21 protein-coding genes are annotated in these 16,162 nt (G+C 33.4%); all 21 read left to right on the top strand.

Annotation, left to right across the window (positions count from 1 at the left end; translation table 11 throughout):
- Nucleotide 1 precedes the first annotated feature (1 nt).
- The 21 genes from ruvX to rsfS all read left to right on the top strand — a co-directional run bounded on the left by ruvX (nucleotide 2) and on the right by rsfS (nucleotide 16,160).
- Complete coding sequence (gene ruvX, locus BK821_RS10080; RefSeq protein ID WP_071331622.1) at nucleotides 2-427, top strand: Holliday junction resolvase RuvX; 426 nt, start codon at nucleotides 2-4, stop codon at nucleotides 425-427.
- Nucleotides 428-446: 19 nt separating this feature from the next.
- Complete coding sequence (locus tag BK821_RS10075; RefSeq protein WP_063410268.1) at nucleotides 447-773, top strand: DUF1292 domain-containing protein; 327 nt, start codon at nucleotides 447-449, stop codon at nucleotides 771-773.
- A 354-nt stretch (nucleotides 774-1,127) separates the two neighbouring features.
- A complete protein-coding gene (locus BK821_RS10070) occupies nucleotides 1,128-1,769 on the top strand; it encodes an O-methyltransferase (protein WP_046836606.1) in 642 nt (213 codons plus the stop codon).
- Nucleotides 1,766-2,689, top strand: a complete 924-nt coding sequence (locus BK821_RS10065) for a peptidase U32 family protein (RefSeq protein WP_046836605.1) — start codon at nucleotides 1,766-1,768, stop codon at nucleotides 2,687-2,689. The genes BK821_RS10070 and BK821_RS10065 overlap by 4 nt, the downstream gene beginning before the upstream one ends.
- A 55-nt stretch (nucleotides 2,690-2,744) precedes the next feature.
- The gene (locus BK821_RS10060; protein ID WP_107544925.1) at nucleotides 2,745-3,971 is read left to right on the top strand and encodes a peptidase U32 family protein; all 1,227 of its coding nucleotides are present in this window, start codon (nucleotides 2,745-2,747) and stop codon (nucleotides 3,969-3,971) included.
- A complete protein-coding gene (gene udk / locus BK821_RS10055; RefSeq protein ID WP_046836603.1) occupies nucleotides 3,971-4,594 on the top strand; it encodes a uridine kinase in 624 nt (207 codons plus the stop codon). Before BK821_RS10060 ends, udk begins: the two co-directional genes overlap by 1 nt.
- A 27-nt stretch (nucleotides 4,595-4,621) precedes the next feature.
- Nucleotides 4,622-5,098: a transcription elongation factor GreA gene (gene greA / locus BK821_RS10050; RefSeq protein ID WP_046836602.1), complete on the top strand. Its 477-nt coding sequence runs from the start codon at nucleotides 4,622-4,624 to the stop codon at nucleotides 5,096-5,098.
- A 296-nt stretch (nucleotides 5,099-5,394) separates the two neighbouring features.
- A complete protein-coding gene (gene pxpB / locus BK821_RS10045) occupies nucleotides 5,395-6,117 on the top strand; it encodes a 5-oxoprolinase subunit PxpB (RefSeq protein WP_046836601.1) in 723 nt (240 codons plus the stop codon).
- Between the two features lies 1 nt (nucleotide 6,118).
- A complete protein-coding gene (locus tag BK821_RS10040) occupies nucleotides 6,119-7,129 on the top strand; it encodes a 5-oxoprolinase subunit C family protein (protein WP_071331620.1) in 1,011 nt (336 codons plus the stop codon).
- Nucleotides 7,126-7,557, top strand: a complete 432-nt coding sequence (locus tag BK821_RS10035; protein ID WP_046836599.1) for an acetyl-CoA carboxylase biotin carboxyl carrier protein — start codon at nucleotides 7,126-7,128, stop codon at nucleotides 7,555-7,557. The genes BK821_RS10040 and BK821_RS10035 overlap by 4 nt, the downstream gene beginning before the upstream one ends.
- 22 nt (nucleotides 7,558-7,579) lie before the next feature.
- Nucleotides 7,580-8,938, top strand: coding sequence for an acetyl-CoA carboxylase biotin carboxylase subunit (locus BK821_RS10030; RefSeq protein ID WP_071331619.1), 1,359 nt, complete (start codon nucleotides 7,580-7,582; stop codon nucleotides 8,936-8,938).
- Nucleotides 8,938-9,696 carry a 5-oxoprolinase subunit PxpA gene (gene pxpA, locus BK821_RS10025; RefSeq protein ID WP_071331618.1) on the top strand — a complete coding sequence of 253 codons (759 nt, stop codon included), beginning with the start codon at nucleotides 8,938-8,940 and terminating at the stop codon, nucleotides 9,694-9,696. The genes BK821_RS10030 and pxpA overlap by 1 nt, the downstream gene beginning before the upstream one ends.
- A gap of 7 nt (nucleotides 9,697-9,703) precedes the next feature.
- Entirely contained in the window at nucleotides 9,704-10,936 is a 1,233-nt protein-coding gene (locus BK821_RS10020) for an NRAMP family divalent metal transporter (RefSeq protein ID WP_046836596.1), read from the top strand.
- A 271-nt stretch (nucleotides 10,937-11,207) separates the two neighbouring features.
- On the top strand, nucleotides 11,208-11,894 hold the full coding sequence (gene mtnN / locus BK821_RS10015) for a 5'-methylthioadenosine/S-adenosylhomocysteine nucleosidase (protein ID WP_046836595.1): 687 nt from the start codon (nucleotides 11,208-11,210) through the stop codon (nucleotides 11,892-11,894).
- A gap of 17 nt (nucleotides 11,895-11,911) precedes the next feature.
- Complete coding sequence (locus BK821_RS10010) at nucleotides 11,912-12,439, top strand: YqeG family HAD IIIA-type phosphatase (RefSeq protein ID WP_046836594.1); 528 nt, start codon at nucleotides 11,912-11,914, stop codon at nucleotides 12,437-12,439.
- A complete protein-coding gene (yqeH, locus tag BK821_RS10005; protein ID WP_046836593.1) occupies nucleotides 12,440-13,546 on the top strand; it encodes a ribosome biogenesis GTPase YqeH in 1,107 nt (368 codons plus the stop codon).
- A gap of 12 nt (nucleotides 13,547-13,558) precedes the next feature.
- Nucleotides 13,559-14,356, top strand: a complete 798-nt coding sequence (gene aroE, locus BK821_RS10000) for a shikimate dehydrogenase (RefSeq protein WP_071331617.1) — start codon at nucleotides 13,559-13,561, stop codon at nucleotides 14,354-14,356.
- Between the two features lie 13 nt (nucleotides 14,357-14,369).
- Nucleotides 14,370-14,660, top strand: coding sequence for a ribosome assembly RNA-binding protein YhbY (yhbY, locus tag BK821_RS09995; protein ID WP_046836591.1), 291 nt, complete (start codon nucleotides 14,370-14,372; stop codon nucleotides 14,658-14,660).
- The gene (gene nadD, locus BK821_RS09990) at nucleotides 14,660-15,232 is read left to right on the top strand and encodes a nicotinate (nicotinamide) nucleotide adenylyltransferase (RefSeq protein WP_046836590.1); all 573 of its coding nucleotides are present in this window, start codon (nucleotides 14,660-14,662) and stop codon (nucleotides 15,230-15,232) included. Before yhbY ends, nadD begins: the two co-directional genes overlap by 1 nt.
- The gene (yqeK, locus tag BK821_RS09985) at nucleotides 15,222-15,806 is read left to right on the top strand and encodes a bis(5'-nucleosyl)-tetraphosphatase (symmetrical) YqeK (RefSeq protein ID WP_046836589.1); all 585 of its coding nucleotides are present in this window, start codon (nucleotides 15,222-15,224) and stop codon (nucleotides 15,804-15,806) included. The genes nadD and yqeK overlap by 11 nt, the downstream gene beginning before the upstream one ends.
- On the top strand, nucleotides 15,807-16,160 hold the full coding sequence (rsfS, locus tag BK821_RS09980; protein WP_046836588.1) for a ribosome silencing factor: 354 nt from the start codon (nucleotides 15,807-15,809) through the stop codon (nucleotides 16,158-16,160). It begins immediately after the preceding gene.
- Nucleotides 16,161-16,162 lie beyond the last annotated feature (2 nt).

Raw genomic sequence — 16,162 nt, 5'->3', positions numbered from 1 at the left:
TATGTTAAAACATAAGATTTTAGGTTTAGACGTTGGTAGTAAAACTGTTGGCATTGCAGTTAGTGATCTTATGGGTTGGACAGCTCAAGGATTAGATACACTCCGTATAGATGAAGAAAATAATGAATTAGGTATAGATAAGTTAGTAGAAATCATAAAAAAAGAGAACGTAGGTTCGGTTGTTATCGGTTTGCCTAAAAATATGAATAATTCTATTGGATTTCGAGGCGAAGCTTCGTTACAATACAAGGAGCAACTTAAAGAAGCATTGCCATCTTTAGAGATAATCATGTGGGATGAGCGATTAAGCACTATGGCTGCGGAACGTTCGTTACTCGAGGCAGATGTTTCAAGACAGAAAAGAAAAAAAGTAATAGATAAAATGGCAGCAGTGTTTATATTGCAAGGTTATTTGGATTCTATTTAATAAAAAGGAGCGTTTTATAATGACAGAACACAATCATGATGCTGAATTAGAAATAAACAACGAAGAGGAATTATTAACTTTATACGATGAAGAAGGCAATGAAGTATTATATCGTAAAGTTTTAGAATTCTATCACCCTGAATTCAAAAAAGAATATGTGATTCTTGCTGAAGAAGGCGCAGAATCTGATGACGATGATTTAGTAGAATTAGTACCAATGATTAACGAACCAGATGAAAATGGTGAAGGTGGCAAATTCTTACCTGTTGAAACAGATGAAGAATGGGATATGATTGAAGAAATCGTTAATACAGAAATGGATGATCACGAACACGATCACGAATAATTTTTTGTATAGGGGAACCAAGCTGATTAATTCAGCTTGGTTTCTTTTTATGTATTAGAATTAAACAGTGTTCCTATTCTTTCATGTTGTAATATCACATATTTTAATGGAAAAGGCCATGCCACACAATTTACACTTATATTCTAACTAACTTTATGGTAAAATATATAAAGTTAATTTCAAGCGTATAATTAAGATCTATAGCATAAAATGAATTATTAAATAACAAAGTAATGTCTCATATGAAAATGACCTATATTTAAATTACTTGCGTTACCATAATCAGTCAGAATGACTGATTTATTTTATTGTTTAAAATAAAAGTAGTATTTTACAACGAAGGAAGTTTTGAAAATGGATAACAATCAGTTATATTTATTAAAGTTGCATGAACAGACTGATGCGAATATAGAATCTCTAAGAGCATATGCTGAAGAAAATCATGTTCCAATAGTTGATAGAATCACATTAGAAATGATAAAACAGGTCATAAGATTACATAAGCCCACACATATATTAGAAATTGGGTCAGCTATTGGTTATAGTGCTATGCAATTTGCATCGGTTTCTAAGGATATTAAAGTGACTACAATTGAACGTGATACTGAGATGATAAACAGAGCTAAAGCTCACTTTGAGGCATATCAATTTAAGGATCAAGTTAGACTAATTGAAGGCGACGCATTAGAACAATTTGAAAATGTTAATGATTACACTTATGATATGATATTTATCGATGCTGCCAAAGCACAATCTAAAAAGTTTTTTGAGCTTTATACACCACTATTAAGAGAAGGTGGCGTTGTTATTACTGATAATGTTCTTTACCATGGTTTTGTGTCAGATATTTCTGTAGTGCGTAGAAGAAATTTACGTCAAATGGTTAAAAAAGTTCAAGAATACAATGATTGGTTAATAAATAATGAAAATTACACTACAAACTTTTTAAATATAGATGATGGTTTAGCAATTTCAATTAAAGGAGTGTCAATATGACGGAATTATTAGTAACCCCCAAGACCGTTGAGCATATTGAAACATTAATAGAAAAAGGCGCAGATGCATTTATTATCGGTGAACAAAAATTTGGTTTAAGGCTTGCTGGTGAATTTAATCAGGCTGCTATGAAAAAAGCTGTCGAATTAATTCATAAAAATGGTAAAAAGGCATATGCTGCTGTGAATGGAATATTCCATAATTATCATTTGAATGCGTTGGAATCGTACATCAATTTTCTACACGAGATTAATGTAGATCGAATTATTTTCGGGGATCCTGCAGTTGTGATGTATGTTAAACAGCAAAAGCATCCAATTCCATTACATTGGGATGCTGAAACGCTAGTGACAAACTATTTTCAATGTAATTATTGGGGAGAAAAAGGTGCTGCACGTGCACAATTAGCGAGAGAATTAAGTTTAGAAGAAATAATAAACATTAAAGCGCATGCGAACGTTGAAATAGAAGTACAAATCCATGGAATGACATGTATGTTCCAATCTAAACGTATGTTGTTAGGTAATTATTTCACTTTCCAAGAACGCCAAATGAAAATTGAAAGAAATCAAGAAGCAAATGAATTATTACTTTATGATGAGGAACGTGACAATAAGTATCCAGTATATGAAGATTATAACGGAACGCATATCATGTCTCCTAATGACATTTGCTTAATTGAAGAATTAGATCCACTGTTAGAAGCTGGAATAGACGCCTTGAAAATTGATGGTGTATTACATACTGAAGAATATATTAATGTGTGCACTGAACAATATAGAGAAGCAATCGATTTATATCTTGAAGACCCTGAAGCTTATGAAGATGAAAAATTCATGCTAGTTGATCCAATTGAAGCGATTCAACCAGAGCATAGGCCGTTTGATGAAGGATTCTTATATAAACAAACTGTATATTAAGGGAGGCTTAACAGTGAAAGTTTTAGAAAAAGAAAATACCAATAAAAAACCTAAAATGAAAAAACCTGAACTGCTTGCGCCTGCAGGAAATTTAGAAAAACTTAAAATTGCTGTACATTATGGTGCAGATGCTGTTTTCCTTGGTGGACAAGAATATGGGTTAAGATCAAATGCTGATAATTTCACTATGGCAGAAATAAGAGAGGGCGTAGAATTCGCCAAACGTTATAATGCCAAAATTTACGTAACGACTAATATTATTGCACATGATGAAAATATAAAAGGACTAGATGATTATTTACGTGACTTAGAATCAACAGGTGCAACAGGTATTATCGTTGCAGACCCTCTGATAATTGAGACGTGTAAACGAGTAGCACCGAAATTAGAAATTCATTTATCAACCCAACAATCACTTTCAAATTATAAAGCCGTTGAGTTTTGGAAAGAAGAAGGTTTGGATAGAGTGGTTTTAGCACGCGAAACAGGTGCTATGGAAATGAAAGAAATGAAAGCTAAGGTCGATATAGAAATTGAATCATTTATACACGGTGCTATGTGTATTGCTTATTCTGGAAGATGTACATTAAGTAATCATATGACAGCAAGAGATTCTAACCGTGGAGGTTGTTGTCAAAGTTGTCGTTGGGATTATGATTTATTAAAAGTTGAAGATGATGGTGAATTAGATCTATTTTATGACGCAAATGATGTAACACCATTTGCGATGAGCCCTAAAGATTTAAAATTAATAGAATCTATACCTAATATGATGGATATAGGGGTTGATTCACTCAAAATTGAAGGGCGTATGAAATCAATTCATTACATTGCAACAGTTGTTTCTGTATATAGAAAAGTGATTGATGCTTATGCAGAAGATCCAGAAAACTTCACGATTAAGCGTGAATGGCTAATTGAGTTAGATAAATGTGCAAATAGAGATACTGCTTCATCCTTTATCGTAGGTACCCCAGGCTATGAAGAACAGATGTTTGGACAACAAAGCGCTAAAAAATCACCCTTTGATTTTTGTGGTCTTGTGTTAGACTATGATGAAACGACGCATATTGCTACAGTACAACAACGTAATAAATTTGAACCAGGCCAAGAAATAGAATTCTTTGGTCCTGAAATTGAAACCTTTAGACAAGTAATAGATACAATTTATGATGAAGAGGGTAATGAACTTGATGCTGCACGTCACCCGTTACAAATCGTGCAAATTAAAGTCGATCATCCAATTTATACGAACAACATGATGAGAAAGGAAATTGGATAATGAAAAGTACGACTATTATTGGGATTGCTGGTGGCTCTGGATCAGGCAAAACATCAGTAACAAACGAAATTATGAAAAATTTAGAAGGTCATAGTGTTGCACTATTAGCGCAAGACTATTATTATAAAGACCAATCACATTTAACATTTGAAGAGCGCTTGGAAACCAATTATGATCATCCATTTGCTTTTGATAATGATTTATTAATAGATAACTTAAATGATTTAAGAAATGGAATTCAAATTGAAGTACCAACATATGATTATTCGAACCATACAAGAAGCGATGAAACGATTGCATTTGAGCCAAAAGATGTTATCATCGTAGAAGGTATATTTGCATTAGAGAACAAAACATTAAGAGATTTAATGGATGTTAAGATTTATGTTGATACAGATGCTGATTTACGTATTTTAAGACGACTCTTACGAGATACAGAAGAAAGAGGCCGTACAATGGAGTCTGTTATTAATCAATATTTAAATGTGGTTCGACCAATGCATAATCAGTTTATAGAACCAACTAAGCGATATGCAGACATTATTATTCCAGAAGGTGGAAGCAATAAAGTAGCTATCGACATAATGACAACAAAGATTCAAACATTAGTAAGTAAACAATAGTATGTATATGTAAAGGAAGATGACACAATGGAAAATCAAAAGCAATATCCAATGACTCAAGAAGGTTTTGAGAAATTAGAACTTGAACTTGAAGAGTTAAAAACAGTTAAACGACCAGAAGTTGTTGAAAAAATTAAAATTGCGCGTTCATTTGGCGATCTATCAGAGAATTCAGAATACGATGCTGCTAAAGATGAGCAAGGTTTTATTGAACAAGATATCCAGCGCGTAGAACATATGTTACGTAATGCACTTATTATTGAAGATACTGGAGATAACAACCAAGTACAAATCGGTAAAACAGTGACATTTATTGAATTACCTGGAGATGAAGAGGAAAGTTACCAAATCGTTGGTTCAGCAGAATCAGATGCCTTTAAAGGTAAAATTTCTAATGAATCTCCTTTAGCTAAAAGTTTAATCGGTAAAAAATTAGATGATGAAGTACGCGTGCCATTGCCAAATGGCGGCGAAATCAACGTTAAAATAGTTAATATTAAATAAAACATAAAACCCCCTTAATACATTTAATGTATTAAGGGGGTTTTATGTTAATTGATATATTTATATACTTGTTATGTATTTTTTGGTAAATTATTAGCAATAAACAATTTAAAACTTTAAAAATTACTACGAAATATTTGAATATATTAGAGTCATTTAACTATTAAATTAACTTATTGCTTTTAATAAGTTAATGAAATTAAGTTTATTTTCTATCGATGATACAATGAAAATATTAAGTGCTCAATTTATTGTTTTATAAAATTAATTAAGCATATAACAAAGGGGAGTATGTTTTGGAATTTAAGTTTATTAACGAACAATCGATTATGATTTACTTTAACAATCACATCGAGGCTGAAACGTTCCAAAAAGTACAACAAGTAGAGCAATATATTAAATTACAAAATAATCCAGCAATTATTGAAATAGTACCTTCGTATCGAGCGATTTTGTTGTATATAGATACAAATCAAAGCGATATAAAAAAAATTGTATCTGAGTTGGAACTAGACAAGCTTGATTTAACGCAATTCAACAACGAAGTGAGTCATCATAAAACCGTACATATACCAGTGCTATACGGTGGAGAGTATGGTCAAGATTTAGAGGAAGTAGCGAACTATAATAAAATATCGACCGATGCTGTTGTTCAAATGCATACGAATAATACATATTTAATTTATATGCTTGGTTTTATGCCAGGCTTTCCATTCTTAGGGGGTTTGAATGAAAAGTTGCATACACCGCGGCGTCAAGACCCTAGAACACGTATACCTGCAGGTTCTGTAGGTATTGCGAACAATCAGACAGGACTATATCCAAAAGAGTCACCAGGCGGGTGGCAAATTATAGGAAGAACACCACTCAATGTCTTCGATATTCATAGAGAAGTAATGTGTTTATATGCAGCTGGGGACTATATTAAATTTTATTCTATAACAGAAGAAACTTACCATGAAATAGTGGAAGAACAAAGGCATAATAATTTTAATATAGATAAGTGGGTGGAAAATTAATATGAGTATAAAAATAATTAAACCAGGACTGTTTAGTACGGTGCAAGATAAGGGGAGAATTGGTTATCAAGATCAAGGTTTTTCCACTGCTGGTGCCTTAGATATTTATGCTTTCATGCTAGGCCAAACATTGATTGGTAATAAAGGGCCAGCGATAGAATGTACCGTTATAGGTCCTGTAATTCAATTTTTAGAAGAAAATACATTTGTTATCACTGGTGCAGACTTTAATTCCCAATTAAATGATTGCAACATACCTAGTCATACAGTGATAAAAGCAAGAAAAGGAGACGTCTTAACGTTAGGGTCTGCAATTGAAGGGGCTAGAGGTTATATTTTGTTCGGAAATCCAATAGATATACCTAAAGTAGCTAATAGTTATGCAACCCATGTGCGAAGTAAAATTGGTGGGTTTCAAGGTCGTAGTTTAAAACAAAATGATACTATTCATTGTATTTGTAACGAAAACTATGCAGTACATTTAGGATATAGCGCTCAACGGGATACAGATATTTTTAAACAACAAACAATTCATATTATTGAAGGTCCGCAGATTAATGCATTTACTCAAGCTAAGATAGCTACTTTAACATCAACAGAATATAAGATTTCTGAAAAATCAGATCGCATGGGTTTTCGTTTGCATGGTAAAACCATCCCTCCCCAAAATGGTGCAGATATCATTTCTGAACCTGTAGCTTTAGGGAGTATTCAAGTACCTAACGATGGAAATCCTATTATTTTGCTGAATGATAAACAAACAGTAGGTGGATATACAAAAATTGCAACAGTTAGTGCTATCGATTTATCAATTTTGGCTCAAAAAAAACCAGGGGACGTAATTTATTTTGAATGGATTTCTGTAGAAGCAGCAACTCAAAAATTAAAACAAAAAGAAGTTGATTTCAAAACGCAACTTGAAAGAATTGAAACTATGCCAATTTATGATATATCACAACTAAGATCTACATCTATACGAATTAAAAAGTTATTAAAAGGGGAATCACAATGAACATTGAAAAAATAGAGCAATTAATAAATTTAGTGAAATCTAATAAGGTAAAGAAATTTAAGTATAAAGATCAGGATAGTGAAATAGAGCTTGATTTTTCTGAAAATAATGAAAGTGGATGGGCAACTCAACAAAGCACTTTAGAAAGCCAATATAGTAATGACTCAAATCAAGTGCAAAGTGTAGAGCAATTCAAAGCTGTAAAAGCGCCTATGGTAGGAACATTCTTCCTGCAAGATGAAAAAGAACTGACCAATCCATTAATTAAAGTAGGAGATACAATCAAACAAGGGGATACAATTGGTTATATTGAAGCGATGAAAGTCATGAATGAGGTTACGAGTGAAGTTGATGGTGTCATTGATGAAATCCTCGTTACACATGGTTCAAATGTAGAATATAATCAAACAATCGTCAAAGTAAAATAAGTTCAAAAAAGGGGTGTTTTTCTTGTATCGTGTGTTAATTGCAAACAGAGGTGAAATAGCTGTTCGTATTATTCGAGCATGTAGAGAATTAGATATTAAAACAGTTGCTATTTATGCTTTAGGGGATGAAACTAGTTTACATGTAAGTTTAGCGGACCAAGCTATTTGTATAGGTGATGTTAATCCATTAGACAGTTATTTAAATCAAGATCGAATTATCAGTGCTGCAAAAATTAGCGGAGCCAATGCTATACATCCAGGTTATGGATTTTTATCAGAGAGCGTATCTTTTGCTGAAAAAGTTGAAGAGAATGGCCTTTACTTTATTGGTCCCACTAAAAAAACAATGGAAATGATGGGAGATAAAATAACTGCCCGTCAAACAGTTGAGAAAGCAGGCGTTCCAATTATTCCTGGATCTACGGATGATATTAAATCATTAGATGAAGTGAAGACGATTGCTAAGGACATTGGTTTCCCACTTGTATTAAAAGCGGCAAGTGGTGGCGGTGGTAAAGGTATCAGAATTGTTAAAACAGAAGATATGTTGGAACAATCATATAAGGAAGCTAAGGGCGAAGGTAAAAAATACTTTGATGATGATCGAATTTATGTGGAAGCTTTTATACCAGTTGCCAAACACGTAGAAGTACAAGTCATGGGTGATGGTAGTAACGCATACATACACTTAGGCGAAAGAGATTGTTCAGTGCAGAGAAAGAATCAAAAATTAATCGAAGAATCGCCTTGTGCAGCGATATCTGAAGAAACGAGAGCAGCTATGTGTAATGATGCTGTCAAAGTTGCAAAAGCATCAAATTATAGAAGTGCTGGAACTATAGAATTTCTAGTAACAAAAGAAGCTTATTTTTTCATTGAAATGAATGCACGTATTCAAGTAGAGCATACTGTGACAGAGATGAGAGCAAATAGAGACTTGTTGCAGGCACAATTATACCTTTTACAACATGGCACATTACCATTCACACAAGAGGATGTGCAGTTTGATGGACATGTTATTGAAGCAAGAATTAATGCCGAAAATCCAGAACGTAAATTCCAACCTTCTCCAGGCACAGTGAAACAGTTACATTTACCTCAAGGGTTTAATGTGCGTGTGGATAGTTTGCTCTATCAAGGTTACACTGTATCACCTCATTATGATTCGCTTGTAGCCAAAGTGATTGTAAAAGCGCCGAATCGTGAATTAGCCATAAAGAAATTAAAAGTTACATTGGATGAAATGGTGATAGATGGATTTACAACGACTGCCGACTTTCTGTATGCAGTATTATCTTATCCGTTATATGCAGATGGGGACGCTAAAGATGTAGATATTAAATTTTTGGATAGACATCAAATTATCAAGGGGGTATCATAATGAAAGTTGATTTAAATTGTGATTTAGGTGAGGCATTCGGTAATTATTCATTTGGCGGGGACGAACAAATTATTCCGCTTATTACTTCTGCAAATGTTGCATGTGGTTTTCATGCTGGTGATCAGCATGTTATGAATCAAACGATTAAACGCGCAAAAGAACATAATATAGGTATTGGCGCGCATCCAGGGTTACCGGACCTTCAAGGGTTTGGACGACGGAATATGGACTTATCGCCTGATGAAATCTATGATACTGTCATTTATCAACTTGGTGCATTAAGTGGTTTTTGTAAAATTCATAATGTTAAAATTAATCATGTGAAACCACATGGCGCTCTTTATCAAATGGGAGCCAGAGATAAAGATATTGCGCATGCGATTGCTCAAGGAGTATATGATTTTGATGAATCACTATACTATGTAGGTCTCTCTAATACTTTGTTAATTTCAGAAGCCCAAAAAATTGGTCTCAAAACAGCTTCTGAAGTATTCGCAGATAGAAGATATGAAGACGATGGCCAACTTGTCAGCCGTAAAGCGGATGATGCATTAATCACTGATACTAACGAAGCAATAGCACAAGTGGTTAAAATGGTTAAGTCGAAAAGCGTAATCACAAAAAATAATCGAGAAATAGACATAGAAGCAGATACAATTTGTGTACATGGTGATGGTGCACATGCACTTGAATTTGTATCTGAAATCAAGGAAAGATTATCGAAAGAAGGCGTTTCTATAACGAAATTAGGGGGATAAATTATTTATGGGGAAAAAGTTGAAAGCTCAAGGTAAAGATTTTGAGTTTACAAAAGAACATAAAAGACTACTATTAGGATCAGTATTTTTAATGGCAACATCAGCGATAGGGCCAGCATTCTTAACGCAAACAGCGGTTTTTACGGCTCAGTTTACTTCGAGTTTTGCGTTTGCTATTTTATTATCTATTCTTATAGATATCGGAGCACAAATAAATATTTGGAGAGTATTAGTTGTTACAGGTAAACGTGGCCAAGAAGTAGCTAACGAAATTGTTAGTGGTCTTGGTACTTTTATTTCAATATTAATCGCTATTGGCGGTTTAGCATTTAACATAGGTAATATTGCAGGTGCAGGATTAGGTTTAAATGCAATTTTTGGTTTAGATGTTAAAGTGGGCGCTGCGATTACCGCGATTTTATCAATAGGTATATTTATAAGTAAAAGTGGTCAAAAGATTATGGATGTAGTCACAATGTCTCTAGGGATATTGATGATTGTCGTGGTAGCATTTGTTATGTTTAAAGCGAATCCCCCTTATGCAGAAGCAGCCAAACATCTAGTTATGCCTGAACAACCCCTCGCACTTGTATTGCCAATTATTACATTGGTTGGAGGGACAGTCGGTGGTTATATTACATTTGCAGGTGCACATAGAATACTAGATTCTGGAATTAAAGGTAAAGAATATTTGCCGTTTGTAAATAAAGCTGCAGTTTCTGGAATTTTAACTACAGGTGTATTGAGAACCTTATTGTTTTTAGCAGTACTTGGTGTAGTTGTGACGGGTGTTTCATTAAGTTCAGAAAATCCACCTGCGTCAGTGTTTGAACATGTTTTAGGCCCAGTCGGTAGAAACATATTCGGTATAGTACTTTTTGCTGCAGCAATGTCTTCAGTGATAGGATCTGCATACACAAGTGCAACGTTTTTAAAGACACTGCATAAATCTGTATATGATAAAACGAATATCATTGTCATAACATTTATCGTTATTTCTACATTAGTATTTTTATCACTAGGCAAACCAGTTACATTGCTTATTGTTGCAGGTGCGCTTAATGGTTTGATTTTGCCGATTACTTTAGGAACAGTATTAGTAGCGAGTAAACGGAAATCTATAGTTGGCGATTATCGCCACCCGACTTGGATGTTGATTTTTGGAATTGTTGCAGTTGTGGTTACACTCGTTACAGGCATTTTTTCACTTCAAGGTTTAACAGAATTATGGGGTAGTTAAATACTTATTTCTAAAATGACTCTAAATGGTACAGCCAAATCTGTATTATTTAGAGTTTTTGATTTTATGTATACAATTTATGAAATTAAGTAAGAGTCTATGTAACAATTTATCCTAAGTAGAGCGGTTACAATAAGTAGTTATTGAGGTAGTATATATGCTAGCTAATGAATGCATAGAATTTAATATAAATATTGTAACAATGATCGAGGTATCAATATAAATGTGGTAGAATAGCAAAGGCTAGGATTTTAAGATGAGGTGAATTATAATGATAGGTATTATAGGTGCTATGGAAGAAGAGGTAGCAATCTTAAAAGATAAACTTATAGAATTAGAAGAAATCAATATTGCGCATGTGATATTTTATAAAGGGAAATTACAAGGTAAAGAAGTAGTACTCACACAAAGTGGTATAGGTAAAGTGAATGTAGCAATTTCTACTACATTACTAATTGAAAAATTCAAACCAGAATTAGTTATTAACACTGGATCAGCTGGCGCATTAGATACATCGTTAAATGTTGGTGATATTGTAGTGAGCGATATGGTATCTTATCATGATGCAGATGCAAGAGCGTTTGGATATCAATTAGGACAAATCCCACAAATGCCGGCTCAATTTACTGCGGATAAGCAACTTTATGATAAGGCTATAATTGCAATTAATGAACAAAATCTTGTTGCTAAAACTGGTTTGATTGTAAGTGGTGATAGTTTTATTGGAACAAGTGAACAAAGACTACAAATAAAAACAAATTTCCCACAAGCAATGGCAGCAGAAATGGAAGCCACTGCAATTGCACAAACGTGTTATCAATTTAATTTGCCATTTATTATCACTCGTGCGATTTCTGATTTGGCTGATGGCGATGCAGGTATTACTTTTGAAGCATTTTTAGAAAAAGCAGCTATTTCTTCTAGTAAAATTGTAGAAAGCTTAATTAAATCTATATAAAAAGGTGAAAATAAATAATGGGTATGATAAAGAATTATTTTATGCCAAATGAATATGTACAATCGATTTTTCAAATCGATTTTCAAAAACTTTCAGCATCAGGTGTAAAAGGTATTGTTACTGACTTAGATAATACGTTAGTAGGTTGGGATGAAGCCGCACCAACAGAAGCGGTTAAAAATTGGTTTGATAAAGCTAGAGCATTGGGCATTACTGTAACAATAGTCTCTAATAATAACGAAAAACGCGTAGGTAGTTTTTCGAAGTCATTAAATGTTGATTATATTTTCAAAGCTAAAAAACCACGTGGACGTGCATTTGACCGAGCTGCAAAATCAATGCAATTAGACCCTTCTGAAATAGTGGTTATTGGCGATCAAATGCTGACAGATGTTTTTGGTGGAAATAGACGTGGCTTGTTTACAATAATGGTAGTGCCAGTCAAACAAACAGATGGTTTTATTACTAAATTCAATAGAATGATTGAACGAAGATTATTACAGCATTTTCGTAAAAAAGGATATATCACATGGGAGGAAAATTGATTGAATGAAACTGAAATTTTAAAATGTATAGGATGCGGCGCGCCATTGCAAGCCGAAGATCCAGATGCACCAGGATATGTACCTGAGCATAATTTATATCGAGAAGATGTAATATGTAAAAGATGTTTTAGGTTGAAAAATTATAATGAAGTACAGGATGTAGGTTTAGAGAGTGAGGACTTTTTAAATTTATTGAATGGTTTAGCAGAAAAAAATGGCATTATTGTTAATGTTGTAGATGTATTTGATTTTGAGGGTTCTTTTATCAATGCGATTAAAAGAATTGTTGGAAACAAAAAGATTATACTTGTGGGTAATAAAATGGATTTATTACCTAAACAAATTAATAAACGTCGCGTTAAAGAATGGCTTAAGAAAACGGCACGTAAATATGGCTTAGAAGCTGAAGATGTGGTATTGATTTCTGCTGAAAAGAATGAAGGTATTGAAGATTTATTAACTTCCATTAATACACTTCGTAATCATGAAGATGTTTATATTGTTGGTACTACAAATGTTGGGAAATCTACACTAATCAATAAATTGATTGAACGCAGTGTGGGAGAGAAAGATGTCGTTACAACTTCAAGATTCCCGGGTACTACTTTAGATATGATAGATATTCCATTGGACGAAAAAACATTTATGTATGATACGCCAGGTGTTATACAAGCGCATCAAATGACACATTTCGTTACCGAAAATGAACTTAAAACCATTATGCCTAAAAAGGAAATTAAACAACGCATATACCAATTAAATGAAGGACAAACTTTATTTTTTGGTGGTTTAGCGCGTATAGATTATGTAAGTGGCGGCAGAAGACCATTAGTATGTTATTTTTCAAATGAGCTTAATATCCATAGAACTAAAACAGAAAATGCTAATGAGTTATGGCGTAATCAACTCGGTTCATTGCTAGCACCACCTAATAACCCTGAAAATTTTGATTTACAAGATATTAAAGCAGTTAGGTTAGAAACTGGTAAGGAAAAACGAGATGTTATGATTTCTGGATTAGGATTTATTACAATCGACGAAGGTGCTAAAGTGATAGTACGTGTTCCTAAAAATGTCGATGTTGTTTTAAGAAATTCAATAATGTAAGGTGGATTTAATATGAAGTATGCAGTAATAGGTAACCCTATTGATCATTCATTATCACCAGTTATGCATAATGCAAATTTTGAAGCGATAAATGATAATTCAACATACGAAGCAATTAATATCTCGGAAAAGCAATTCCATCTTATAAAAGAGATTATTAATGAAAAGTCCTTATCTGGATTTAATGTTACGATACCGCATAAAGAGCGTATTATACCGTATTTAGATGATATAGATGATCAAGCCAAAACGGTAGGTGCGGTCAATACTGTAAAAATCGAAAATGGTAAATGGATTGGTTATAATACAGATGGTATTGGATATGTAACTGGTCTTAAACAAGTTTATCCAGATTTGAAAAGTGCACATATTTTAATTATAGGCGCTGGTGGAGCAAGTAAAGGTATAGCTAGTGAACTTGCGAAATATGTACAACCGACTTTAACTGTCGCAAATAGATCTCTAGATAGATTTGAGCATTGGAATTTAGAAGTAAATAAAATAAGTTTAAAAGAAGCGGAAGCTGCGCTTTCGGAATTTGATATTGTAATCAATACTACACCAGCTGGTATGAAAGATAATAAAGACGTCGTTATCAGTCTAGATCAATTATCAGCACATACTTTGGTTAGTGATATCGTGTATATTCCTTTTAAAACACCTATTTTGAAAGTTGCTGAGGCCAAAGGAAACCCCGTACACAATGGGTTGGATATGTTTGTATATCAAGGCGCTGAGAGTTTTAAAATATGGACAGGAAAAACATCGCAAATTCAAGTCATGAAAGATGCTGTTTTAAAACGCTTATAAAAGGAGAAAAAATATGTTAACAGGTAAACAAAAAAGGTTTTTACGTAGTAAGGCACATAATGTAGATCCAGTTTTTCAAATAGGAAAATCAGGCATTAGTGATAATATGGTGACTCAAATTAAAGATACATTAGAAAATAGAGAATTAATAAAAATACATGTATTGCAAAATAACTCTGAGGATAAAAATGATTTAGCCCAAAGTTTAAGTGATGCAACACGCAGTGATATCGTTCAAGTTATCGGGTCAATGATTGTATTGTATAAAGAATCACAAGACAACAAACACATTCAATTACCATAATGGTTAAATCAATTGTATTATATGGTGGACAATTCAACCCGATTCATACTGCTCATATGGCTGTAGCAAGTGAGGTTCATCATAGAGTAAACCCAGATAAATTTTATTTTATACCAAGCTTTATGTCACCATTAAAAGTACATAAAGAATACTTGAATGCTTCTGATAGAGTGAAAATGATACAATGTGCTATTGGTGAGCTTGGGTTTGGCGAAATTTATCTTGATGAGATTGAACGAGAAGGACAAAGTTATACTTATGATACAGTGATGCATGTTTTAAAGGATTACCCTCAAGCTAAAATATATTTTGTTATTGGTACAGACCAGTACAATCAACTTGATAAGTGGTATAAGATTAATGAATTGAAAGCTAAGATTACTTTTATCATTGTTAATAGAGATCAATCGACACAAGAAGTCGATCACGACATGTTAGCAGTTAATATTCCACGTATTGATATTAGTTCAACATTAATTAGAGACAGAGTTAGAAATAAAGAAAACATACAGGTGCTAGTTCCTCAAAGTGTTGAACGTTATATCAGAGAGGAAGGATTATATGAAAATTGATCAAGCAATAGATTTAGTTAAAGAAAAATTACCTGAAAAACGCTTTAATCATTCGCTAAGAGTGGCTGAAACTGCAGTGAAGTTGGCAGATATCTATGATGGCGATAAAGATAAAGTTGAACTTGCAGGTATACTTCATGATTATTCTAAATATGACGACTTAGGTTCTATGTATCAAATTGTTCAACAGCACAATTTAGATAGTAATTTATTAAGTTATGGATCAGAAATATTACATGGGCCTGTGTGCGCTATAATTATGGAAGAACAGTATGGTATTGAAGATGAGGAAATATTACTTGCTATAAAAAACCATACCACTGGCAGGGCGCAAATGACTCCAACTGAGAAACTTGTGTTTGTTGCCGATTATATTGAGCCAGGTCGTCAGACCCCAGGCGTTGAAGAAATTAGAGATTTAGCATACAATCAAGGTAGTTTAGATATTGCAATTTATGAAATTTCTAAGCGCACAGTTTTGCATTTAATTAGTAAAGATATTAATGTTTATGACGCGACGATTGCATGCTTGAATTATTACAATTATAGTGACGAAAGAGTAAAGGATGATTAAATGAGTTCAGATCAATTATTAAACATAGCTGTCGAAGCAACAGAGAATAAAAAAGCAGAAGATATAATTTCTTTGAAAATGAAAGAAATAAGTGATGTAGCGGATTATTTTGTGATATGTCATGGAAACAATGAAAGACAAGTACAATCCATAGCTCGAGCAGTTAAAGATGCAGCGAACAAAGCAGAAGTTGAAGTTAAGCGAATGGAAGGCTTTAATGAAGCAAGATGGATTCTTATAGACTTATCTGAAGTTGTTGTGCATGTATTCCACAAAGACGAGCGCGATTATTACAATCTAGAGAAATTGTATCGTGATGCACCACTAGAAACTTACGTACAGGCTGTTTATTAATT

The sequence above is a fragment of the Staphylococcus sp. LCT-H4 genome (assembly GCF_001866145.1).
GTDB lineage: Bacteria > Bacillota > Bacilli > Staphylococcales > Staphylococcaceae > Staphylococcus > Staphylococcus succinus.
This window is presented reverse-complemented; position numbering and strand designations above follow the sequence as displayed.

Bases quoted from the DNA above. Each gene is read 5' to 3' on its own strand.
- ruvX (WP_071331622.1), top strand. From the start codon at position 2: ATGTTAAAACATAAGATTTTAGGTTTAGACGTTGGTAGTAAAACTGTT.
- BK821_RS10075 (WP_063410268.1), top strand. From the start codon at position 447: ATGACAGAACACAATCATGATGCTGAATTAGAAATAAACAACGAAGAG.
- BK821_RS10070 (WP_046836606.1), top strand. From the start codon at position 1,128: ATGGATAACAATCAGTTATATTTATTAAAGTTGCATGAACAGACTGAT.
- BK821_RS10065 (WP_046836605.1), top strand. From the start codon at position 1,766: ATGACGGAATTATTAGTAACCCCCAAGACCGTTGAGCATATTGAAACA.
- BK821_RS10060 (WP_107544925.1), top strand. From the start codon at position 2,745: ATGAAAAAACCTGAACTGCTTGCGCCTGCAGGAAATTTAGAAAAACTT.
- udk (WP_046836603.1), top strand. From the start codon at position 3,971: ATGAAAAGTACGACTATTATTGGGATTGCTGGTGGCTCTGGATCAGGC.
- greA (WP_046836602.1), top strand. From the start codon at position 4,622: ATGGAAAATCAAAAGCAATATCCAATGACTCAAGAAGGTTTTGAGAAA.
- BK821_RS10040 (WP_071331620.1), top strand. From the start codon at position 6,119: ATGAGTATAAAAATAATTAAACCAGGACTGTTTAGTACGGTGCAAGAT.
- BK821_RS10035 (WP_046836599.1), top strand. From the start codon at position 7,126: ATGAACATTGAAAAAATAGAGCAATTAATAAATTTAGTGAAATCTAAT.
- pxpA (WP_071331618.1), top strand. From the start codon at position 8,938: ATGAAAGTTGATTTAAATTGTGATTTAGGTGAGGCATTCGGTAATTAT.
- BK821_RS10020 (WP_046836596.1), top strand. From the start codon at position 9,704: ATGGGGAAAAAGTTGAAAGCTCAAGGTAAAGATTTTGAGTTTACAAAA.
- mtnN (WP_046836595.1), top strand. From the start codon at position 11,208: ATGATAGGTATTATAGGTGCTATGGAAGAAGAGGTAGCAATCTTAAAA.
- BK821_RS10010 (WP_046836594.1), top strand. From the start codon at position 11,912: ATGGGTATGATAAAGAATTATTTTATGCCAAATGAATATGTACAATCG.
- aroE (WP_071331617.1), top strand. From the start codon at position 13,559: ATGAAGTATGCAGTAATAGGTAACCCTATTGATCATTCATTATCACCA.
- yhbY (WP_046836591.1), top strand. From the start codon at position 14,370: ATGTTAACAGGTAAACAAAAAAGGTTTTTACGTAGTAAGGCACATAAT.
- nadD (WP_046836590.1), top strand. From the start codon at position 14,660: ATGGTTAAATCAATTGTATTATATGGTGGACAATTCAACCCGATTCAT.
- yqeK (WP_046836589.1), top strand. From the start codon at position 15,222: ATGAAAATTGATCAAGCAATAGATTTAGTTAAAGAAAAATTACCTGAA.
- rsfS (WP_046836588.1), top strand. From the start codon at position 15,807: ATGAGTTCAGATCAATTATTAAACATAGCTGTCGAAGCAACAGAGAAT.